Origin of the sequence: Actinoplanes sp. NPDC000266, from assembly GCF_042899005.1 — a bacterium.
Lineage (GTDB): Bacteria > Actinomycetota > Actinomycetes > Mycobacteriales > Micromonosporaceae > Actinoplanes.
The window spans coordinates 130802-152513 of the sequence record NZ_JBIAZI010000011.1 but is presented as its reverse complement, the minus strand read 5'-3'; the positions used below and the strand labels follow the sequence as shown (position 1 = coordinate 152513).

Genomic DNA, 21712 nt, shown 5'->3' with positions numbered 1-21712 from the left:
CCGCCGGATCCTCGGCGGTTACGGACGCTTCAGGAGGCACGGATGTCTGAGTCCACCGCAAATCCCGAGACCCCGGACGAGACGCCGGAAGCCGAGCAGCCCGAGGAGTTCCTCAACCGCGCCGCCCGCCGGGCCAAGGGCAAGGCCAAGGGCTCCCACCAGCACACCGAGCACGAACACGGTGGCCCCCACGGCCGCGGTTCCGTCCAGAGCCCTCGGCAGTACGGCAACCGGCGCAGCGGCTAGATGTCGGAGTCGTCGCGGCCCAGCTCCCAGAAAGCCACTGCTGCGGCCGCGGCGACGTTCAACGAGTCCACATTCCGGCGCATCGGGATCTTCACCGGCACGTCGCTGGCCGCCATCGCGTGCTTCGACAGGCCGGGGCCCTCGGCGCCCAGCAGCAGGGCCGTGCGCTCGCGCTGCGCCGCCGTGAGCCGCTGCAGAGCCACCGCGTCCGGGTCGGGGGTCAGGGCCAGCACGGTGAAACCGGCGTCCCGGAGCTGCTGCAGACCCGACGGCCAGGGCTCCAGGATGGCGTACGGCACGGCGAAGACCTCGCCCATGCTGACCCGCACGCTGCGCCGGTAGAGCGGATCGGCGCAGGTCGGCGACAGCAGCACGGCGTCGATGCCCAGGGCGGCCGCACCGCGGAAGACCGCCCCGATGTTCGTGTGGTTGTTGACGTCCTCGAGGACGGCCACCCGGCGGGCGCCCTCGACGACCTCCCCGGCCGACGGCAGCGGCCGGCGGTGGAACGACGCCAGCACACCCCGGTGCACGTGGAAGCCGGTCACCTTCTCCAGCACGGACGGAACCGCGGCGTAGACCGGGGCGTCGTCCGGCAGGTCGGCGATCTGGTCCGCGCGCTTGGCGTCGATCAGATAGGACCGGGGGCGGTAACCGGCGCGCAGCGCCCGCCGCAGCACCAGCTCACCCTCGGCGATGAAGAGCCCGTTCGGGGGCTCCCACTTGGTGCGCAGCTCCAGGTCGGTCAGCGCGTGATAGTCGCCGAGCCGCTCGTCGTCCGGGTCGGTGATCTCGAGAACCACTGGTGTCAGTCCACCCGGTACGTGAGGTGGGTGGCGTGCCCCGAGGCCCGCACGTGGATCTGGCGCAGCTGCCGCGGCGACGCGCCGTCGAACAGCGGGGTGCCCGAGCCGAGAAGCACCGGCGACAGGTGCAGCCGCAGCTCGTCGACGACGCCGGCCTCGATCGCCCCGCGGATCACGGCGCCGCCGCCCATGACGACGACGTCCCGGTCGTCGGCCAGCGCGGTCGCCTTGGCCACGGCGCTGCGCACCCCGTCCACGACGAAGCTGAAGCGGTCGCCGAGACGTACGGAATCGGGAGGGTTCGACGTCACGACGAGCACCGGCGGGGCCGCGTTGAGCCCGGCGCCGTAACCCACCTCTTCGTTCCACCCGTGCGGGCCGTCGACGATGTCGAACAGGGCGCGGCCCATGATGACGGCGCCGGTCGCGTCGGTCGTCTCCTGAAGCACGGCGCGGTCGACGGCGTCGCCCTCGAAGACCCATCGGTGCAGGCCCTCGCCTCCGGTGCCGAGCCCGTTGTCCGGACCGGGGTCAGGCCCGGTGACGAACCCGTCCAGCGAAACCGAGATGTCCGCGACCACCTTTGTCATGCACCGAGCATGCCATTCAGCCTTTCGGGATCAGGCGGCCACCCGTCCAGGCGAGGCCGGTTCCGGCCGCCAGGAGCAGCAGGGCGCCCACGGTCGGCAACGGTTGCCGGGCCTCGGCTCCCGCACCAAGGGCAACTGCGGCAAGCATCAGGAGTACGCCGTCAGCCGGGTTCACGAGACGCGAACGGAACACCGCCCAGCCCAGTACGAGCCACCCGAGCCCGGCCGTCGCGGCGCCGGTCACCGCGACGAGATGCAGCTGATCGGGGGCGAGCGGCGCCCCGGCGGCCACCGTGCCCTTCGGCAGCGCGGCCAGCGGCAGCGTCAGCACCAGCCCGGCCAGCCCCAGCAGCAACCCGGCCAGCGCCGTGCGCCGGGTCCGGGCGCCGGCCAGCAGCCCGGCCAGGGCGATCATCGCGATGGCGGCCAGCCAGTTCGCGGCCACCTCGACGACCAGGGGACCGGGCGGGGTGTCGATGCCGAGCGTCGTCCAGCCGTACAGAAGGGACGCGGCGGGAAGCGCCCAGAGGGCGAGGCGCGCGTACCGGCGTACACTCCAGACCCAGACCGCCTCCCGCACCGGGAGATGATCGTCATGTCCCGCCGAGCCGGCGGGCGGGCGAGCGGCGCCGACCCACGCCGGAGAGACCCGCAACGGTCGTCCGCTGGCCGTGCGGTGATGGCTGATGGTCATGGGTGTGCCCTCGCGTCGGCTCAAGCCGAACGGCCCGGGGGTAACCGTCGGGAATCCTGGCCGAAGCCTTGCAAATGGCGGAGGTCCCCGCACCCGGTTCCCGGAAAAAACGCCGATAGGCTGTCGCCGATGACTGAGATGCGTACCGAACGCCTGCTTCTGCGCCAGTGGCGCGACGACGATCTCGACGCCTGGGCCGAGCTGAACGCCGACCCGGCGGTCCGTGAGTTCTTCCCGTCGGTGCTGACCCGTGACGAGTCGGCCGCCTCGCTGAGCCACTTCCGGGCCGAGCTGGACGAACGCGGCTGGGGCTGGTGGGCGGTCGAGGCGCCGGAGGAGGGCGGCCTGATCGGCATGGCCGGCCTCGACCCGGTCGACGAGGAGGTGCCGTTCCACGGCACCGAGGCCGGCTGGCGCCTGGCCCGCAAGACCTGGGGAAAGGGTTACGCCACGGAGGCGGCACGCGCGGTCGTCGAGTACGGCTTCGAAGGGCTCCGCCTGCCGGAGATCCTCGCGATCGCCGCCGCCGGCAACGTGCGTTCCCACGCGGTGATGCGCCGCCTCGGCATGACCCACGACCCGTCCGACGACTTCGACGACCCGACGGTGCCGCCGGGCCCGCTGCGCCCGTCGGTCGTGTACCGCCTGCGCAATCCGCGCCTCGCCGCCTGAAAATTGTCGTACCCCCGCGCCAGGATGGACCCATGAGCGACGAGCTTCCGGTGGCCCCGTTGGCCGAGCTGCGGCGGCGGCGCAGTGAGAAATGGCGGGCCTTCCCCGGTGACGTGCTGCCGCTGTTCGTGGCCGAGATGGACTACGACCTGGCCCCACCGGTGACGGCGGTGCTGACCGAGGCCGTGCGCCACGGCGACCTGGGCTACGCCTCGTCCACTCCGGATCTGGGCCGGGCCCTGGCCGCCTTCGCCGGCCGCCAGTGGGGCTGGGAGATCGACCCCGCCCAGGTCACGGCGGTCACCGACGTCGGCGTCGGCGTGGTCGAGATGATGCGCGTGCTGACCCGCCCCGGCGACGCCGTGGTGATCAGCCCGCCGGTCTACTCGCCGTTCTTCGACTGGGTGCCCGAGGTCGGCGCCCGCATCCTCGAGGTCCCCCTGGCCCGCGGCCCCTCCGGATATCGCCTCGACCTGGCCGCGCTGGAGGCCGCGTTCGCCACCCACCCGGCGGCGTACGTGCTGTGCAACCCGCACAACCCGGTCGGCCGCGTGCACACCGCCGACGAGCTGACCGAGCTGGTCCGCCTCGCCCGCCTCTACCGTGTCCCCCTGATCAGCGACGAGATCCACTCCCCGCTGGTCCTGCCCGGCGCCACGTTCACCCCGATCCTCACCCTGCCCGGCGCGGCCGACATCGCGGTCAGCGTCATCTCGGCCAGCAAGGCCTTCAACACGGCCGGCCTGAAATGCGCCGCCGTGGTCACCGCCGGCCCGCGCATGGCCCAGGCCGTGACCCGTTTCCCGCCGGGCCCCGACGACCGCGTGGGCCACCTCGGCGTCCTGGCCTCCATCGCCGCTTTCACCGAGGGCGACGCCTGGCTAGCCTCGCTGCGGACCACGCTCGACCGGCGCCGCGCCCAGTTGGGCGACCTCCTGCGCTCCCAGCTGCCCACGCTGACCTGGACGCCGCCCGAGGCCACCTACCTGGCCTGGCTCGACGCCTCGGCCGTGGGCCGCGACGACGAGCCCCGCGACCACTTCCTCACCAGGTCCCGGGTGGCCCTGGAGCCCGGCACCAAGCACGGCGCCGCCGGCGCGGGCCACGTACGCCTCAACTTCGCCACCAGCCCCGACATCCTCACCGAGGCGGTGAAACGCATGGCCGCCTCGTTGCCTTGAGACGTAGTGGCGAAATGAGGTGGTTTGTAGCAGTACGGTGGAGGTGAGAGCCGACCATCGGGGGTGTGTAACGGTGTCGTCCGGATCGGGTACGGGCTCCGGGGCGGACCAGCACCTGCTGGCCCTGCTGCGCGCGATCCGCCTGCGCCAGGCCGCCCCGGACGCGGTAGCGGCCGGCATCGACGACACCGCGGCGGCTTTGCACGAGCTCACCGCCCAAGGCGACGACGACCATCCCGCCCTGCCCCCGGGCGAGTCACACAACGCCCTGCCACCCGCTCCGCCCCGACTGGGCCTGCCCGCCGCTTCCCCACACGCCGCGACCGCGCCGCACGCCGCCGGTTCTCCGCAAGCTGCATCCTCGCCGCACGCCGCCGGTTCCCCGCACGCCGCCGGTTCTCCGCAAGCTGCGTCCTCGCCGCACGCCGCCGCTTCCCCGCACGCCGCCGCTTCCCCGCACGCCGCCGCTTCCCCGCACGCCGCCGCTTCCCCGCACGCCGCGGCCTCGCCGCACGCCGCATCCTCGCCGCACGCTGCGGCCGACGGTGGCGGTGCGGGCCAGCTCCGGCCCCGCTGGGCGTCGGCGGCACAAGGTTCCGCGGCCTCGCCCGAACCCACCCCGCCGTCGGTCGGCCATCCTCCGGTGGGGCCGTTCGGCGCCGGGCGCGTCGTTCACTCGCCGATGGCGGAAGACGGCGAGCCACCGCACTTCGATGACCGTTCGGGCGAGCGCACCGACCGCCCTTCCGCGGGCCGGAGCTTTTGGGACAAAAGCCCGATCCGGCCCGGCTCTTCGCGACCCCTGGGCAGCCGGCCCGGAGCGGCCGCCGGTGGTGATCGCTTCGGTGGCGGGCTGCCCGCTGATCCGCTCGACGCGGGCGGGACCGAGCCGGAACGCCGAGGGGACCATCCAGCGGTTGGCGGGCGGGCCGGGCGGGCCGCCATCTCCGGGCTCACCAGCACGCCCCGGGTAAGCAGGCCCGGCCCGCCAAGAGAAGCCGCCTCGCCGGGGGAGACCGAGCGGGGGTGGAACCACGCGGGGCCGGACCAGGCGGGGCCAGACCAGGCGGGGCCGGAACGGCCTGGGCGGGCGGTGGTGTGGCGGCCTCTTCCTGGGGATTCCGATGCTGGGGGATTCGACGAGGATGACGGGGCCGAGGCGGTGGGGCGGCCGCATCGCAATCGTTTTACCGGGCTTCCGGTTCGGCGTCCTGGGTCTGAGGTGTGGCCCGGTGCTGAGGCGGGGGCGGCGGAAGGCACGGCCGGGGGCCGGGCTCGATGGGCCGGTGGTGCGAGTGCCGGGGCGCGGCCTCGCTGGGCGGCCGGTGGGCGTGGCGTACCGCCGGAGAGTGAAACTCATCTGGGGATGCGGCGGCTTCCTGGGATGGATCTGCCCCATGTGATGCCGCCGCTCGTCACGCGGGTCAATGCCGGGGATGGCATGGATCCGGCCGATGACGCGCTTCTTCGGCAGACGCAGCGGCTGCTCAGCACCAGCCTGACCTTTGCTGGTGGGCCTCTCGAGGTGGCCGAGCGGCTTCGGGGGGCTCTGATGCAGGCCGAGCCGGGGCTGCTCGCCGATCTTCCGGGTGGGGCCGCCACGCAGATCGGGCAGTTGGCGCAGGCCGTCACCTGGCTTGTGCACAACCTTGATCGGCCGCCCGTGCTGGTCGAAGGGTGCGGGCGGCTCGGTGCGGCGCTCGCCGCCTGCGGGGTGCGGGCGAGTCAGCTTCAGCTTGTCGGGGCGGCGCTGGCCGAGGCCATGCGGACCGGCATGTCGGCGGGGCAGTGGCGGCTCGACTTCGATGTGGCCTGGCGGTCGACGTGGCAGCACGCCTATGAATGGATTGTGCACGGAGGAGCTTCCGCGGCCTATGCGCCGCCGGTGTGGGACGCGGCAGTGGTGGAACATCAGCTGCGGCGGCCGGACCTTGCGGTCGTACGGCTGCGGCCCTCTCTGCCCATGCCTTTTCAAGCCGGGCAATATGCGCGGATCCAGGTGCGTGAGCTTCCCGCCGTCTGGCGGCCCTATTCGCTGGCGGCCCGCGACGACGTGGTCGAGCTGCATGTGCGGGCCAAGACCGAGACGGGCGTCAGCGGCACCCTCGTGCACCGGACCCGGGTCGGCGATCGGGTACGGCTGAGCCGGGCCGAGGGCGCGATGACCTTGCCGCCCGATCCGCGGCGGCACCTGCTGATGATCGCGGGGGACACCGGGGTGGTGCCTTTCAAGGCGCTGCTGACGCAGCTCGCCCAGACGGGGGACGAGCGGTCGGCGGTGCTGTTCTGGGGCGTACGGGATCTCTCGCAGCTCTATGACATCGAGGAGCTCACCGAGATCGCGCGGGCCGCCCGCCGGGCCACCGTCGTGCCCGTCGTCGCCGAGGGCGATCCCGGTCCGTACGCCTCGGGCCTGGTCACCGACGCGATCGCGGCCTACGGCGAATGGTCGGGCCACGAGGTCTTCCTGGCCGGGCCGCCGCTCATGATGGCCGCCACCTCGGTGGCGTTGCATCAGCTCGGAGTCGCCCCCGAGCGGATCCATCACGATCCGCCGGAATGAGTCAGGGCACCGCGTAACCCGGGATCGACGGCCACCGGACCGTCAGCACCACCGACTCCTCCTCGGCCACCCACGAGTGGTCGACCCCGTGGCCCCACACCACGTAGTCACCCGGCTCGGTCAGCACCACCGTGCGGTCCGGCAGCTCGACGTGGAAACGGCCGCTGATCAGCATGAGCAGGGCCTCGCGCCGCTCACCGGTCACCCACTGGGCGCGGCGGTCGCCTTTGGGGTGGCGGCCCCACTTGATCTCCACGTCGGTGCTGTGGCGCGGGTCGCCCGGCGGCCGGAAGTGGCCCAGCAGCCAGCCCTTCTCCTCCGGGGCGTCGACGTCGGCCTTGCCGACGTAGACCCCGTCAGAGAGCATCCGTCAGGACCTTCGCGTACGCCGCGGGCACGAACGTCGGGCCGCCCGGGGTCAGCACGTCGTCGCGGGACGCCGCCGCCCACGCGGAATCGGGGACCGCCGCCCGCAGCGCCACCAGCACCGGCGCGTCGTCGTCCAACATGGAGAGCGCCACCAGCGACTCCTCGACCTCGCCGACGCACTCGAACGGCTTGTGCGCGTCGATGCCGAGCAGCTCCAGGAAGCCGGGCACCTGCTCGGTGTCGCCGAACAGGTCCTTGCCGAAGATGCGGTTGAGCCGGTCGCGGTCCATGGCCGGTGCCATCGCCAGATAGACGAAACGGCACTTCGGGCAGTCACCGCACCAGCGGGCCGTCGGGTCGTGCAGCTTGAACGCCTTGTTGCAGCTGGTCACCACGTCGTCGTAGCGGTCGTGCCGGGCGTACAGCTGGGCGATGTGCAGCTCGGACAGCGAGCGCAGCAGCGAGAAGTACGGCTCGGTCAGGCCGGCGTGCGCGGTCACGGCGGCCCGCAGCAGACCCTCGGCCTCGATGCCCTTGGACCACTGGTGGTTGACCTCGTGACCGTTCCAGATCAGGTTGGGGTCGGAGGCGGAGCGCTCGTTCGACATCACGACCGGCCCGAGGCCGTGCCAGACGGCGGTGGCGATGGCGATCAGCGAGTTGATCGCGGTGACCGGGATGTGGCCGTTCAGGGCGCCGGCCTTGTTCAGCTCGAACAGGCGCGGGTCGAGCTGCCGGCGGGCGGCCAGCGCGTCGAGCCCCGAGGCGGCGTTCACGTTCTTGATCACCGGGTTGGGGTTCACCGAGAACGGCACCGGGTCGAGCCCGGCCGCGCGCAGGATCTCCAGGGTGACGATCGAGTCCTTGCCGCCGCCGACCGCGGAGAGCGGCCTTTTGTCAGAATTATCGACGGGCTTGGCTTTTGTCGCGCCGGCCGGGACCTCGACGACCGCCTCGAGCACGTACGGCAGCTGGTTGCGGTAGGCGTACTCGGCCATGCCCTTGGTGTAGACGGCCGTGAAGAAATCGGCGGCGGACGCCGGCACCGGCTTCGGCGCGACGATGCGGCGGGGCGCTCCGACCTTGAAGTAGCTCACCCCGGCCACGACGTGAAGAAGATCGAGGACGCGGTAGAGCGCCTCCTCGCGGCTTTCGTCGGTTTCGGCCGGCACCGGCAGCGTGATGGTCTCGGTGAATTCCAGCGGCTCCGGCCCGTCGAGCACATAGTCGAACGTCGCGACGCCGGTCGACGGGTCGAAGGCGTACGAGGGGAAGCGCATGACGTCGAACTGCACCCGGAAACTCCTGTCGTAGGGCCGACCGGCAATACTAGTGCGACTCATCGAGGAGGGGACGAACGTGCGCCTGGCAGACCTGAAAGGCCGCTCGGTGGCCGTGTGGGGCACCGGCCGGGAGGGGCGGGCCGCGGTCACCGCGATCGCCGCGCACGGGCCGTCGCGCCTGATGGCGGTCGATGACAGCGCCAACTTCCTGTCCGTGGAGTGGGCCTCCCCGCTGGCCGACCTGGCTCCGCTGGCCGGCGGCGACCACGCCTTCCCCACCCTGGTCAGTGCCGACGTGGTCGTGCGCTCGCCCGGCGTGCCCAACACGCATCCGTGGATGAAGCAGCTCCGGGAGCGCGGCGTCACGGTCACCGGCGGTAGCGCCCTCTGGATGGCCGATCACGCCGCGCGCACGATCGGCGTCACGGGTAGTAAGGGCAAGAGCACCACGTCGAGTCTGATCAGCCACCTGCTCGCCGCCGTGGGCCGCCCCAACGTCTTCGGTGGCAACATCGGCGTACCCCTGCTGGATCTCGAAGAGGCGGAGCAGTACGTGCTGGAGCTGTCCAGCTATCAGTGCGCCGACCTGACCGACTCGCCCCGCGTGGCCGTGGTGACCTCGCTGTTCCCGGAACATCTGGACGCGCACGGCGGCGAGCGCGAGTACTACCGCGACAAGCTGAACATCCTGCGGCACGACCCCGACCTGATCGTCGTGAACGGCGCCGACGACCGGCTGCGGGCCGAGATCCGCGGGGTCACCGACGTGAACGGCTTCCCGCCGGTGCCGGCCGCGGCCGACGACTCCCGCTTCCGCATCGAGGACGACACGGTCTACTGCTCGGACGAGCCGCTGTTCCCGCGGGCCACCCTGAAGTTGAAGGGCGCCCACAACGGCCGCAACCTCTGCGTGGCGCTGGCCGTGCTCGACGGGCTGGGCATCGACGTACCCGGTCAGAAAGACGTGCTGGCCGAGGCCGTGTCCGCCTTCGAGGGCCTGCCCCACCGGCTCGCCGAGATCGAGGACCCGTCCGGCATCACCTTCGTCGACGACACCCTGTCCACGAGCCCGTACGCGACCATGCACGCCATCGACGCCTACGCCGGCCGCCCATTGACCGTGCTGGTCGGCGGCAACGACCGCGGACTCGACTACTCCCCGCTACGGGAGTTCCTCCGCGACAAGCAACTGACGGTGATCGGCATGCCCGACAGTGGCCCGCGCATCCTGGCCGAGCTGGCCGGCCTCGACGGCATCGTGACCCACCAGGCCGACGACCTTCATTCGGCCGTACGCCTGGCCCGCGAGACCACGCCCAGCGGAGGCGCCGTGCTGCTGTCGCCGGGCGCGCCCAGCTACGGCCAGTTCCGCAACTTCGAGCACCGCTCCGAGGTCTTCCTGGAGGCGATCGCTCAGTCGGGCGCCTGACACAAGCCATCCGCCGGCGCCCCGGCGCCGAATGCCCTTCATGACGGACTACAGGGCACGGTCGGTGCGGCGTCCCACCCATGCGCTCGGCGCGATGGGGGCGGTGGTCGGCCTGCTGCACCTGGCCGGGATCGTGGTGCTGTCCGGCGAGCCGGCCCTGGCCGGCGTGGGCATCGTCGCGTACCTGCTCGGGGTGCGGCACGCCTTCGACGCCCGGCACGTGGCGGTGATCGCGAAGTTCTCCGGCCGCGGCCCTCTGACGGCGGGCTTCTGGTTCTCGCTGGGCTCGGCCACCACGGTCTTCTCGGTGACGTTCCTGCTGGCGATGATCGTGCAACCGACGGCGAGCACCACTCCGGCGGGCGTCTTCCTGGCCATCCTGGGCGCCCTGAACCTGGTGGTCCTGATCGGCGCGTTGATGGGCCGGGGCCGCAAGTACGACGGTTCGGCCGCCAGCTACGGCCTGCTGGGCCGCCTGAGCCGCTGGGTGCGCCACCCGTGGCAGCTGTTCCCGCTGGGCGTCATCGTAGGTTTCGGCCTGCTCATCACGGCCGAAACGGGCCTGCTGCTCCTGGCGGCGACGGCGGCGGTCCCCGACCTGCCGCTGGCCGCCATCATCACCCAGCCTCTGCTTTTCGCCGCCGGCTTGTGCCTGGTCGGTGCGGTCCAGGGTGTACGCATGTCCACCCCCACCGCCGAACCCGCAGCCGGCATAGTTTTCACGACGACGGTGGCGGTGGGCACGTTGGCCATAGCCGCGATTGACCTGGCCGCGATAGACGTGACCCCCGGCCCGCTGCCCGACCTGGCGGGCCTGCCACTGGCCGCGATCCTCCTGCTGGTGCTGGCCATCCTGGCGTTCGTAGCTATCCGCCGCTACCGCCGCCGTCCCTCACGCTCGTCCTCGATCCCGTCGCCGTCGAGGTCGTCCGCGTCACCGGCCAACCAGACCCCGCCTTTCACGCAGCGTTCAGCGCCGCCTTCCGTGCTCCCTGCCATCCCGCCCGTCGGGCCGCCCCTTGCGCAATCCTTCGTGCCACCTTCCGCGCCGCCGGTCGGGCCGCCTCTTGCGCAGGCCTCCGCGTCGCCTTTCACGTCGCCCGTTGCGCCGTCTTCCGTGCCGCCCATCGGGCTGCCTCTCGCGCCGTCTTCCGCGCCGCCGCTTGCGCCGTCTTCCGCGTCGCCCATTGCGCCTCCCGTGCCGCCCGCCGGGCTGCCTCTCGCGCCGCCTTTCACGTCAGCCTCCGCGCCGCCTTTCACGTCAGCCTCCGCGCCGCCTTTCACGTCGGCCGTTGCGCCGTCTTCCGCGCCGCCCGCCCGGCTGCCTCTCGCACAGGCTTCCGCGCCGCCTCTCGCGGCGACTGAGGCGATGGTGCTCGGAGCGTCTTCGGGGTGGGGCCTCGTGCCCGATAGTGATCGGGGGACGGGTTCTGCGCCCGTCAGCGACCGGGCGGTGGCGGACGGCCTCGCGGTCGTCGCCGCGCGGCGGGGGACCGGGCCCGATCACGGACGTGGCGTAGCCCGGGTCGCCCGGAGCGGGGCCGGCGAACGGCTCGCGTCTGGGCACGCGGCAGTGAGGGACGGGTATTCGGCAGCGGGCGAGGGGCAACCGACCTCAAATGGCGGGCACCTGGCTGCGAGCGCCGGACACTCGGCCTCGAGCGGCGAGCAACCGGTTGCGCGGGACGGGTATCCGGCCTCGAGCGGCGAGCAACCGGTTGCGGGCGACGGGTATCGGGCCACGAGCGGCGAGCAACCGGTTGCGCGGGACGGGTATCGGGCCTCGAGCGGCGAGCAACCGGTTGCGGGCGACGGGTATCGGGCCACGAGCGGCGAGCAACCGGTTGCGCGTGACTGGTATCCGGCTACAAGCGGCGAGCAGCTGGCTGCGCGCGGCGGGAACTCGGCTGCGAGCGATCAATATTCGGCTGTGAGCGATGGAAACCCGGCAGGGAGCGGCGGCCGCTCGGTAGCGAGCGGGCCGACTGTCGGGGACGACACGGCGGCGGGGCCTGAACCTTCGGGGGTCGTTGCCGTTGTCACTGGTGCGGGCGCCGGGCTCGGGCGTGCGATAGCGCTCGGGCTCGCCGCCTCCGGCTACGGGGTCGTGGCCGTTGATCTCGATGCTGAGAGTGCGGAAGCCTGTGCTGTGCAGGCTCTCGCCTATGGGGTGGCCGCGCGGGCCATGGCGGCCGATGTGCGCGATCCGCTGTTTCTGGAGCGGATCGTGGCCGCTGCCGGGGAGCTCGGTGCCTCTGGTGGGCCCTCGGTGCTGGTCAACAGCGTCGCCGGCTGGGTGGCCGAACGTTATCCGCAGGTGGAGGCCTGGGTGCCGCCCACGCTTGATCTCACCGATGCCACCCTGCTGAGTCAGCTCGTGCTGGATCCGATGGGTTCGCGGGGTGGCGGCGCGATCGTCAACGTCATCGCCGGTGGGGCGGGCACCGATCTGGAGGCGCGCCTGGTTCGGTTCACGGGGACCTTCGCGGGGGTTGCCGAGCGGTTCGGCGTCCGCGCGATGTGTGTCACCGCCGACCGGCTGATCGTGACGGCTGCGGACGTTCTGAACGCCGTCCTGGATCTGATCGACCGTGGCGGCCCGGGCGCGATCGTCGAGCTGCGCGGCGGCCAGACAGCCCGTTCGGACCAGGACAGCCATGCGGGCCGGACCGGCACCGGCGACGTGGGCGGGACCGGCAGCGGCCGTCAGGTAGGCAGGGTCGCCAGCGGCGAGGTGGGCCGGATCAGCGGCGGCGGTCAGCTGGGCCGAGGCGGCAGCGGGCAAGTGAGCCAAGCGGACCGGTCGGATGGTTCGGGTGGGAGCGGGCCGCAGGGGCGTCCGGGCACTGTTCGCGCGTCGGCGGCGGTTGTCTGAAGGATCGTTTTCGGCTGAGGCCGAGGGTGGCGTGCAGCCGCCCTCGGCCTTTTTGTCGGTTTTCATGGGTGACCACCGAAGCGGCCGGAACCTCGGTGACCAGGGTGAGTTGCAGCCGGCCGGCCGCTACGTCGGGGGCGGTGAGGGTTCGGCGGTGAGGCGCTGAATGCGTACCCCTGCTTGTTACGCCGGTAAAAACCGCGTTTCAGAATCGCCAAGATCTAGTACGAACGGGCCAGCCACCATGGCCCGAAAGGGCAGCTCACGTCGGGTGGAAGTGCGATCTCAAATCAGGGCAAAACCGGACGCGTGATGGCGGTCACGTCGTAAAGAACATTTCCGGATTGATGACTGTCAAGTGGTTGCGGCGTAACACGCGTTCATCGGCGCAGGTCAGGTAACGGTTTGAAAACTTCGCCCACAGTCTTGACACGGAGGGGCCTTCAGTAAGAACTTTTACCGCGACAGTAAACAGTCCTTCCTGAAGGGATGGCCAATGGGCGAGCCGGAGATGGACGGCACCGCGTCGACCGCGGTCGTCGACTCCCTGGTTCGTGGCGAGCCGGTCGTCCCGACGGTCGAAAACGCCGCAAACCAGGTGTCGGTGCTTGTGCGGGTGCGGTCGCTGCTGCCGGAGTTCACGGGGGCTCTGCGGCGCGTCGCCGAGCAGGTGCTGACCGATCCGGCGGCCGCCTCGCGGGCCACCATCGTCGAGCTCGCCGAGCGCAGCGGCACCTCGCCCGCGACCGTCACGCGGTTCTGCCGGGCGCTCGGCTTCGACGGCTACGCCGATCTGCGGCTCGGGATCGCGGCCGAGACCGGGCGGGCCCGCAGCGCCGGCTGGACCGTCGACATCGGGCGTGAGATCCAGCCCAGCGACCCGCTCGAGCGCGTGCTCGGGCAGATCATGGCGGCCGACACGCAGGCCATGCACGACACCGCCGCGCTGCTCGATCTGGCCGAGGTCGAGCGGGCCGCCGTCGCCATCGCCGCCGCGCCCCGGGTCAACATCTTCGGGGCCAGCGGCAGCGCCCTGGTCGGCGAGGAGATGCAGTTCAGCCTGCACCGCATCGGGGTGCCGGCCTGGGCCTGGACCGACGTCCACAACGGGCTCGCCAGCGCCGCCCTCTCCCGGCCCGGCGACGTCGCGCTCGGCATCTCGCACAGCGGCGAGACCGGCGAGACCATCGAGCTGCTGGCCGAGGCGAGCAGCCGGGGCGCCACCACCATCGCGTTGACCAGCTTCCCGCGCTCGCCGCTGGCCGAGCTGGCCGACATCGTCCTTCTCACCGCCACCCAGGCCACGACCTTCCGGCCGGACGCGCTCAGCGCCCGCCATCCCCAGCTGGTCGTGCTCGATCTGCTCTACGTCGCCGTCGCGCAGCGCACCCACGAGCGCTCGCACGCCGCCTTCCAGCGCACCGCCCAGGCCGTGCACGGTCACAAGGCAGCCAAGGACGGCAGCCCCACATGATCTCCGCCGGTCACCGGCGGTGCACCAGCGCACAGACCCCGACACATAAAAACTCCCCTCTGGAGGAAGCGTGAAGCGCAAGATCGCGGTCGCCGCGGCACTCGCTGCGACGCTGCTCGGCGCCGCTGCCTGCGGCTCCAACGAAGATGCACCTACTACCTCCGCATCCGGCAAGGTCGACGGCGCCGGCAAGACCCTCAAGGTCTGGCTGATGGTCGACGCGCAGACGGCGTGGAAAGACGTCGTCGACAACGCGAGCAAGCGCTTCACCGAGGCCACCGGCGCCCAGGTCAACGTCGAGTACCAGCAGTGGGCCAACCACCTGACCAAGCTGGACGCCACGCTGGCCGGCACCGACGTGCCGGACGTGATCGAGCTGGGCAACAGCGAGTTCCCCAAGTACGTCTTCAGCGGCGGCTTCGCGGCGATCAACCCGGCCGACTACGAGAACTCGGGCACGTGGCTCGCCGGCCTCAAGGGCGCCTGCGACTTCGAGGGCAAGACCTACTGCGTTCCCTATTACGCCGGCGCGCGCCTGCTGATCTACCGCACCGACCTCTTCAAGGAGGCCGGCCTCGCGGCCCCCAAGACGTACGACGACTTCCTGGCCGCGGCCGAGAAGATCCAGACCGCCAAGAAGTCGGACCCCAAGTTCGGCTCCGTCTACATGCCGGGCCAGTACTGGTACGCGGCGATGAGCTGGGTCAAGTCGACCGGCGGCGACATCGCCAAGCAGGACGGCGACAAGTGGGTCGGCCAGCTGTCGCAGCCGCAGTCGATCGAGGGCCTCCAGCGCTGGGTCGACATGGTCAAGAAGTACTCGAAGGCCGACCCCACCAAGAACGAGAACGAGCAGGCCGGCATCTTCGCGCAGGGCACCTCGGCCATGTTCTACGGCAACGCGTGGGAGCAGGGCTCGGCCGAGGAGGTCAAGAAGGACCCCAACGACGAGAACTCGCCGCTGGTCCCGACCAAGGTCAAGGGCAAGCTGGCCACCGCGGCCATGCCGGAGATTCCCTCCTTCCTGGGCGGCTCGAACCTCGGCGTGGCCGAGAAGAGCCAGAACAAGGAGCTGGCGGCCCAGTGGATCAAGGCTTTCACCGACAGCCAGTCGATGGCCGGCCTGATCAAGGCGAACGCGCTGCCGAACTCGACCGCGCTGCTGGACAAGGCCGCGGCCGACAACCCGGCGCTGGCCCCGGCCGCGCAGGCGGCCAAGGACAGCTGGTTCACGCCGAACGCCGAGAAGTGGGCTGACGTCGAGAAGGGCGCGGTGCTGCAGACGATGCTCACCGACATCCTGACCGGCAAGAAGTCGGTGGCCGACGGCGCCAAGTGGGCCGACGACCAGATCAACGCGACGCTCAACGAGAGCTGATCTCCCGTGGTGCCGCCTCGATGAGAGGCGGCACCGCCCGCCCGACGCGAAAGGGAACCCGCTGATGTCCGTCGTCGAATCACCGGCGACCCGCCCGGTAGCGAAGCCTCCGGCCGCTACAAAACAACCACGGCGCAAAACGGACAAGACCCCTTGGCTGCTCGCGATTCCGGCCCTCGTCCTGCTGGCCGGGCTGCTCGGCTACCCGCTGGTCCGGATGGTGATCCTCTCCTTCCAGAACATGCGGTTGCGCGAGCTGTTCAGCGGCCGCACGCCGCCGTGGGTGGGCTTCGACAACTACACCAAGGTGCTCACGGACAGCGTGTTCTGGGGCGTGACCGGCCGTACGGTCGCCTTCACGGTCGTCTCGGTGTTGATCTCGGTGGTGATCGGCCTGGCCGTCGCCCTGCTGATGCGGCGGGTGACGCGAGGCGTACGCCTGTTCATGGTCGTCGCCATGATGTTCGTCTGGGCGCTGCCGCAGCTGGTGGCCGCGCAGATCTTCCGGTGGATGACCGACTCCGACTTCGGCGTCGTGAACTACCTGATCGACAAGATCCCGGGCGTGGACTACGCGAACCACAGCTGGTTCGTGAACCCGTGGCAGGGCTGGTCGGTGATCACCACCCTGGTGGTCTGGGCCGGCATCCCGTTCCTGGCCATCACGCTGAACGCGGGCCTCACGCAGGTGCCGAAGGAGCTGCTCGAAGCGGCGACGATGGACGGGGCGACGCCCTGGCAATCACTGCGCAACATCATCCTGCCGATCTTGAAACCCTTAATCACTATCGTCACGACGCTCTCGGTGATCTGGAACTTCGGGCTCTTCACGCAGGCGTGGGTGCTGCGCGACGGTCACCCGGAGCCGAGCTTCCAGACGCTGGCGACGTACTCGTACACGCAGGCGTTCGGGCAGTCGCGCTACAGCCTGGGGTCGGCCATCGCGGTGATCACCGTGATCCTCATGCTGGGCGTGATGATCTTCTATATCCGTCAGATGTTCAAGATCGGTGAGGTGGAGTGATGGTCGCGATCGCCCCCACTGTCAAGCGCCGCCGCCGAGTAAAAGCGGACGACAGCGTGCTCACCGTCGGCCGCAGCCGGGCCGGCACGGTCGCCGCCAACACCGTGGGCATCCTGTTCTCGATCTTCATGCTGTTCCCGGTCTACTGGGTGCTCAATACCGCGTTCAAGCCGGCCAACGAGGTCCTCTCGCTGGAGCCGACGCTGCTGCCGAAGAACCCGACCTTCGACAACTTCAAGTCGGCCATCAACGCCCCGCTGTTCCTCGAGAACATGCTCAACGGCGTGATCATCACGTTGCTCGCGGTGGCCGGGGCGCTGGTCGTGGGCTTCCTGGCCGCGCTGTCGATCGCCCGGTTCAAGTTCTACGGCCGCAAGTCGATCATCCTGGTCATCCTCGTGGTGCAGCTGATCCCGTTCATCTCGTTGCTCATCCCGTTGTTCCTGATGCTTCAGCAGGCCAAGTTGACCAACAGCCTCATCGGTGTGAGCATCACCTACCTTGTGCTGATCCTGCCGTACACCGTGTGGACACTTCGCGGCTTCATCTCGGGCATCCCGCGTGAGCTCGACGAGGCCGCGCTGATCGACGGCTGTACCCGGGCCCAGGTCTTCTGGCGCATCATCCTCCCGCTGACCGGTCCCGGCCTGGTGGCCACCAGCGTCTACGGATTCATCCAGGCCTGGAACGAATTCATCATCATCAACACGCTCAACAGCCCGGACAAGCAGAACCTGATGGCCTGGCTGCTGCAGAACCAGACGACCCGCGGTACCGCCTGGGGCCCCCTCATGGCCGGTGCGATCATCACCTCGATCCCGGTGGTGATCTTCTTCCTGATCATCCAGCGCAACATCGCCACCGGTCTCACGGCCGGCGCGGTCAAGGGCTGATCACAAACACAACCTGAGGAGATGTTGTGACCGATATTTTCGCCAAGCCCGAGCTGGACCGCCGTACGCTGCTGCGTCGCGCCGCCGCCGTCGGCCTGCTCGCCACCCCCGCCGTCGGCATGCTCAGCGCCTGTGTCGGCGGTGGGTCCGACGACAGCGACCAGGAGCAGGCCACCGGCACCAAGTCGGCGGACAACCCGCTCGGCATCGACCCCAAGGCCGGCGTGGAGATCGTGATCTTCAACGGCGGTCTCGGCACGGCGTACGCCACCGACGTGGACACCCCGCTGTTCAGCAAGAAGTGGCCGGAGGCCAAGGTCACCTACTCGGCGACCGAGCAGATCTCGACGGTCATCCAGCCCCGGATCAACGCCGGCAACCCGCCGGACATGATCAACAACTCGGGCTCGAACCTGATGGACTTCGGCGCGATCGTCAAGGCCGGCCAGGCCGCCGACCTGACCGACCTGTTCGCGGCGCCGTCGCTGGACATCGCGGGCAAGACCGTGGCCGAGACCCTGGTGCCGGGCGCGGTCGAGCAGGGCAGCTACGACGGCAAGCCGTTCGCGATGAACTACTCGTACACCGTGTTCGGTCTCTGGTACAACAAGGCGCTGTTCGCCAAGAACAACTGGACCGTCCCGACCACGTGGGCCGAGTTCACCGCCCTGTGCGACAAGATCAAGGCGGCCGGCATCACGCCGTTCGGCTACGCGGGCGCCAACGCCTCGTACTACATGGTCCGCGCCCTGCTCACCAGCGCCGGCAAGATCGGCACCGAGCAGGTCCTCAAGGACATCGACAACCTGAAGGAAGGCGCCTGGCAGAACGACGCCATCAAGCAGGCGGCGCAGGCCTGGGGCGAGATCGGCAACAAGTACATCAACAAGACGTTCCTCGGCCTCAAGCACACCGAGGTCCAGCTCCAGCAGAACCAGGACAAGGTCGCGTTCTACCCCTGCGGCTCCTGGCTCGAGAACGAGCAGGCCAAGGACACCCCGCCCGGCTTCGAGTACGCGATCGCCGCGTACCCGAGCGTGACCGCGGCCGACAAGCTCCCGGCCCCGGCCATCAACGCCGCGGCCGGCGAGATCTACTTCGCGGCCGCCAAGGGCAAGAACCCGCAGGGTGGCAAGGAGTACCTGCGGACCATGCTCTCCAAGGAGGCGGCGCTGGGCTTCACCAAGCTCACCAAGTCGCTTACGGTGGTGGCGGGCGCCTCCGACGGTGTCACCATCTCGCCCGGTCTGACCAGCGCCAACGACGCGGTCACCAAGGCCGGCAAGGACATCTTCATGGGCTACCTGTTCGACACCTGGTACAAGAAGCTCGACGACGAGTCCCGTGGCGCCGTCAACGACCTGATGTTCAAGGGCGGGGACGCGCAGAAGTTCTGCGACCGGATGGAGAAGGCGTCCCAGGCTGTTGCCAAGGACTCCTCGGTCACCAAGTTCACCCGTAGCTGATCTTTGTACGGCAACAAGTAGGACGGTAGAGCGCCATGCGACGCGGTAAGTATCCCTTCATCATCGGCTTCCTTATCGTGCCGGTGGCGCTCTACTGCACCTTTGTGGTGGCGGCGTACATCCAGACCTTCCAGTTGTCGCTGACCAACTGGTCGGGTCTCGGCCCGATCGAGTACGTCGGCTTCGACAACTTCACGAAGCTGTGGCACGACGAGGTGTTCTGGAAGTCGATCCGGCACAACCTCTTCCTGCTCATCCTGCTGCCGATCGTCACGATCATCCTGGCCCTGGTCTTCGCCTTCCTGCTGAACGTCGGCGGCGGCCACAAGGGCGGCACCACGCGCGGCGTGTGGGGCTCCAAGGTCTACCGGGTCATCTTCTTCTTCCCGCAGCTGCTGGCCCTGGCCATCGTGGCGGTGATCTTCGGGCGGGTCTTCGGGCCGGACAAGAGCGGCATGCTCAACGGCCTGTTCCCGGCCGACTGGAAACCCTGGCTGTTCCTGGCCGACGAGCGGTACGCGATGCTCTGCATCCTGATCGTGCTGATCTGGCAGGCGGTCGGCTTCTACGTCGTGCTCTTCTCGGCCGGCATGGGCTCGATCCCGGCCGAGATCTACGAGGCGGCGGCACTCGACGGCGCCACCCGCATCACCCTGTTCTTCCGGATCACGATCCCGCTGCTGTGGAACACCGTGCAGGTCGCCTGGGTCTATCTGGGCATCGCCGCGTTCGACGCCTTCGCCCTGGTCAACATCATGACCGTGGATCGAGGCGGCCCGAACGGCGCGTCCTCGGTGCTCAGTCTGATGATCTACCGCAACGCCTTCGAATTCTCGCAGGCCGGCTACGCCTCCGCGCTGGGCGTGGTCCTTTTCTTCCTGACCCTGACCTTCGCCGCGCTGACCCTGAGGGTCACCCGCCGCGATTCCGTCGAAGCCTGAGGCGGACGAGATGACGAACCTTACCGAAGCCCCGCCGGTCATCACCGAGAGCAAGAGCGCCGGCCGCAAGCCCGACAAGAAGCGCGACGTCAACGCCTTCACCGGCCTGGCCCACATCGCCCTGTTCGCCTGGGCGCTGGTGACGGCCGGCCCGCTGATCTGGGTGCTGCTCGCCTCCTTCAAGAGCAACACCGAGATCTTCCTGGGCAAGCCGTTCGCGCTGCCCGAGCACTTCTCGTTCCAGACGTACTTCGACGCCTGGGGCGAGGCGCACATCGGGCGCTACTTCCTCAACAGCGTCATCGTCGTGATCATCAGCACGGCCGGCACGATGCTGTTCGGCTCGATGGCCGCCTACGTGCTCGCGCGCTACCGCTTCTGGGGCAACCGGTTCATCTACTACCTGTTCGTCTCGGGCCTGGCGTTCCCGACCTTCATGGCGCTGGCGCCGCTGTTCTACATCCTCAAGAGCATGGGGCTGCTGGGGTCGTACACCGGTCTGGTCCTGGTCTACATCGCCTACTCCCTGCCCTTCACCGTCTTCTTCCTCGCGGCGTTCTTCAAGACCCTGCCGTACGAGATCGAGGAGGCGGCCACGGTCGACGGCGCCTCGCACACCCGCAAGTTCTTCCAGATCATGATGCCGATGGCGAAGTCCGGCCTGGTCAGCATCACGATCTTCAACATCGTGGGTCAGTGGAACCAATATCTGCTGCCAGTCGTGATCATGACGGGCCCCGGCGCCGAGTCGAAATATCTGCTGACACAGGGCATCGCGAACATCAGCACCTCGGCCGGCTATCACGCGGAGTGGTCGACGCTGTTCGCCGCGCTGGTGCTCTCGATCCTCCCGATGATCATCGTCTACGCGATCTTCCAGCGGCAGATCCAGGCCGGTCTGACGGCCGGCGCCGTCAAGTAGAACGCCAGACCCCCGGGGGTACGCCGTACGCGCGCCGGAACGCCGACGCGAACGCGAACTCCGAGGAGTAGCCGACCCGGGCCGCCACCGCGGCCACCGTGAGCCGCTCGTCCCGCAGCAGGAGCCGCGCCTTGTGCAGGCGCAGCGCCCGCAGATAGTGGACGGGCGGCTCACCCACTACGGCCGAGAACCGCGCGGCGAACGCCGTCCGGGACAGCCGCGCCGTGGCCGCCAGCGACGCGAGCGTCCACGGCCGGGCCGGCTCGCCGTGCATCGCGCCGAGCGCCGCCGCCAGATGCGGGTCGCGCAGCCCGGCCAGCCAGCCCGGATGATCGGTGACCGCGCCGTGCCGGCGGATCGCCCGCCCGATCATCGCGTCGGACAGCCGGGCCATGACGACGTCGCTGCCCGGCCCGGCCTCGAACGCCTCCTGCCGCAGCGCCTCGACGTAGGGCGCCAGCCACCGGCTCTCGGCCGCCGGGATCAGGATCACCCGCGGCAGCCCGCTCATCGCCGGATGATCGGGCTCGCCCGCGATGAAGGCCCCGCAGACGATCGCCGTGGCCGGCCCGGTGGCGCCGTGGCGGAGCCGCACCCCGTCGGCCCGCGCCGCGAGCTCGAAGCCGGAGGTGGCGGGCGCGGAGCCGTACCTCAGCTCATGATCGTCGCCTCTGGGCAGGATGACCGTGTCGCCCTCGCTCAGCGGGACGACCTCACCGGCCAGGACCAGCTCGCAGCGGCCGGTGGTGACCAGGTGGACGCCGCGCAGCCCCGGCCGGTCGAAGACGAGCCGGAACGGGCCGTTCAGCTCGATCCAGCGATAGGCGGCGGTGGCGAAGCGGATCTCGCGCAGGACCGTGCCCAGGACGTCCGATGTGGTCTCCGGGACGGGCACACATGGATTGT

19 protein-coding genes are annotated in these 21712 nt (G+C 70.0%); 13 read left to right on the top strand and 6 right to left on the bottom strand.

What is annotated here, in order from left to right; genetic code table 11:
- The first annotated feature begins 42 nt into the window (after positions 1-42).
- Positions 43-246 carry a hypothetical protein gene (locus ACFY36_RS38205; protein ID WP_499750780.1) on the top strand — a complete coding sequence of 68 codons (204 nt, stop codon included), beginning with the start codon at positions 43-45 and terminating at the stop codon, positions 244-246.
- Here the strand turns inward: ACFY36_RS38205 and ACFY36_RS38200 are convergent.
- From ACFY36_RS38200 to ACFY36_RS38190, 3 genes are read right to left on the bottom strand one after another with little or no spacing between them, the layout of a single operon-like run.
- Positions 243-1049, bottom strand: a complete 807-nt coding sequence (locus tag ACFY36_RS38200; protein ID WP_499750779.1) for a TrmH family RNA methyltransferase — start codon at positions 1047-1049, stop codon at positions 243-245. The genes ACFY36_RS38205 and ACFY36_RS38200 overlap by 4 nt on opposite strands.
- A 5-nt stretch (positions 1050-1054) precedes the next feature.
- Positions 1055-1642, bottom strand: a complete 588-nt coding sequence (locus tag ACFY36_RS38195; RefSeq protein WP_499750778.1) for a dihydrofolate reductase family protein — start codon at positions 1640-1642, stop codon at positions 1055-1057.
- Between the two features lie 16 nt (positions 1643-1658).
- The gene (locus ACFY36_RS38190) at positions 1659-2336 is read right to left on the bottom strand and encodes a hypothetical protein (protein ID WP_499750777.1); all 678 of its coding nucleotides are present in this window, start codon (positions 2334-2336) and stop codon (positions 1659-1661) included.
- A 129-nt stretch (positions 2337-2465) separates the two neighbouring features.
- Between ACFY36_RS38190 and ACFY36_RS38185 the strand changes: the two genes are divergently transcribed.
- The 3 genes from ACFY36_RS38185 to ACFY36_RS38175 all read left to right on the top strand — a co-directional run bounded on the left by ACFY36_RS38185 (position 2466) and on the right by ACFY36_RS38175 (position 6752).
- Entirely contained in the window at positions 2466-3008 is a 543-nt protein-coding gene (locus ACFY36_RS38185) for a GNAT family N-acetyltransferase (RefSeq protein ID WP_499750776.1), read from the top strand.
- A gap of 32 nt (positions 3009-3040) precedes the next feature.
- Positions 3041-4189, top strand: coding sequence for a MalY/PatB family protein (locus tag ACFY36_RS38180; protein ID WP_499750775.1), 1149 nt, complete (start codon positions 3041-3043; stop codon positions 4187-4189).
- A 1384-nt stretch (positions 4190-5573) separates the two neighbouring features.
- Positions 5574-6752, top strand: a complete 1179-nt coding sequence (locus ACFY36_RS38175) for a globin (protein ID WP_499750774.1) — start codon at positions 5574-5576, stop codon at positions 6750-6752.
- 1 nt (position 6753) lies between these two features.
- On the opposite strand, the gene ACFY36_RS38170 is transcribed toward ACFY36_RS38175, so the two are convergent.
- Both ACFY36_RS38170 and ACFY36_RS38165 read right to left on the bottom strand, forming a co-directional pair.
- A complete protein-coding gene (locus tag ACFY36_RS38170; RefSeq protein WP_499750773.1) occupies positions 6754-7119 on the bottom strand; it encodes a cupin domain-containing protein in 366 nt (121 codons plus the stop codon).
- On the bottom strand, positions 7109-8401 hold the full coding sequence (locus ACFY36_RS38165) for a MurL-like N-terminal domain-containing (protein WP_499750967.1): 1293 nt from the start codon (positions 8399-8401) through the stop codon (positions 7109-7111). Before ACFY36_RS38165 ends, ACFY36_RS38170 begins: the two co-directional genes overlap by 11 nt.
- A 79-nt stretch (positions 8402-8480) precedes the next feature.
- Between ACFY36_RS38165 and murD the strand changes: the two genes are divergently transcribed.
- The 9 genes from murD (at position 8481) to ACFY36_RS38120 (ending at position 20806) form a co-directional block, all read left to right on the top strand.
- Positions 8481-9833 (top strand): UDP-N-acetylmuramoyl-L-alanine--D-glutamate ligase, encoded by a 1353-nt coding sequence (murD, locus tag ACFY36_RS38160; RefSeq protein WP_499750772.1) that lies wholly within the window; start codon positions 8481-8483, stop codon positions 9831-9833.
- Between the two features lie 40 nt (positions 9834-9873).
- Positions 9874-12708 (top strand): HoxN/HupN/NixA family nickel/cobalt transporter, encoded by a 2835-nt coding sequence (locus ACFY36_RS38155; RefSeq protein ID WP_499750771.1) that lies wholly within the window; start codon positions 9874-9876, stop codon positions 12706-12708.
- 496 nt (positions 12709-13204) lie between these two features.
- The gene (locus ACFY36_RS38150; protein ID WP_498696106.1) at positions 13205-14182 is read left to right on the top strand and encodes a MurR/RpiR family transcriptional regulator; all 978 of its coding nucleotides are present in this window, start codon (positions 13205-13207) and stop codon (positions 14180-14182) included.
- Between the two features lie 70 nt (positions 14183-14252).
- The gene (locus ACFY36_RS38145; protein WP_499750770.1) at positions 14253-15560 is read left to right on the top strand and encodes an extracellular solute-binding protein; all 1308 of its coding nucleotides are present in this window, start codon (positions 14253-14255) and stop codon (positions 15558-15560) included.
- A gap of 64 nt (positions 15561-15624) precedes the next feature.
- The gene (locus ACFY36_RS38140) at positions 15625-16584 is read left to right on the top strand and encodes a carbohydrate ABC transporter permease (RefSeq protein WP_499750769.1); all 960 of its coding nucleotides are present in this window, start codon (positions 15625-15627) and stop codon (positions 16582-16584) included.
- Positions 16584-17477 (top strand): carbohydrate ABC transporter permease, encoded by an 894-nt coding sequence (locus ACFY36_RS38135; RefSeq protein WP_499750768.1) that lies wholly within the window; start codon positions 16584-16586, stop codon positions 17475-17477. Before ACFY36_RS38140 ends, ACFY36_RS38135 begins: the two co-directional genes overlap by 1 nt.
- Before the next feature lie 26 nt (positions 17478-17503).
- Positions 17504-18943, top strand: a complete 1440-nt coding sequence (ngcE, locus tag ACFY36_RS38130) for an N-acetylglucosamine/diacetylchitobiose ABC transporter substrate-binding protein (RefSeq protein WP_499750767.1) — start codon at positions 17504-17506, stop codon at positions 18941-18943.
- 35 nt (positions 18944-18978) lie between these two features.
- Positions 18979-19884, top strand: coding sequence for a carbohydrate ABC transporter permease (locus tag ACFY36_RS38125; protein ID WP_499750766.1), 906 nt, complete (start codon positions 18979-18981; stop codon positions 19882-19884).
- Between the two features lie 10 nt (positions 19885-19894).
- Positions 19895-20806 (top strand): carbohydrate ABC transporter permease, encoded by a 912-nt coding sequence (locus tag ACFY36_RS38120; RefSeq protein ID WP_499750765.1) that lies wholly within the window; start codon positions 19895-19897, stop codon positions 20804-20806.
- On the opposite strand, the gene ACFY36_RS38115 is transcribed toward ACFY36_RS38120, so the two are convergent.
- Positions 20799-21701, bottom strand: coding sequence for an AraC family transcriptional regulator (locus ACFY36_RS38115; protein WP_499750764.1), 903 nt, complete (start codon positions 21699-21701; stop codon positions 20799-20801). The genes ACFY36_RS38120 and ACFY36_RS38115 overlap by 8 nt on opposite strands.
- Positions 21702-21712: the final 11 nt, after the last annotated feature.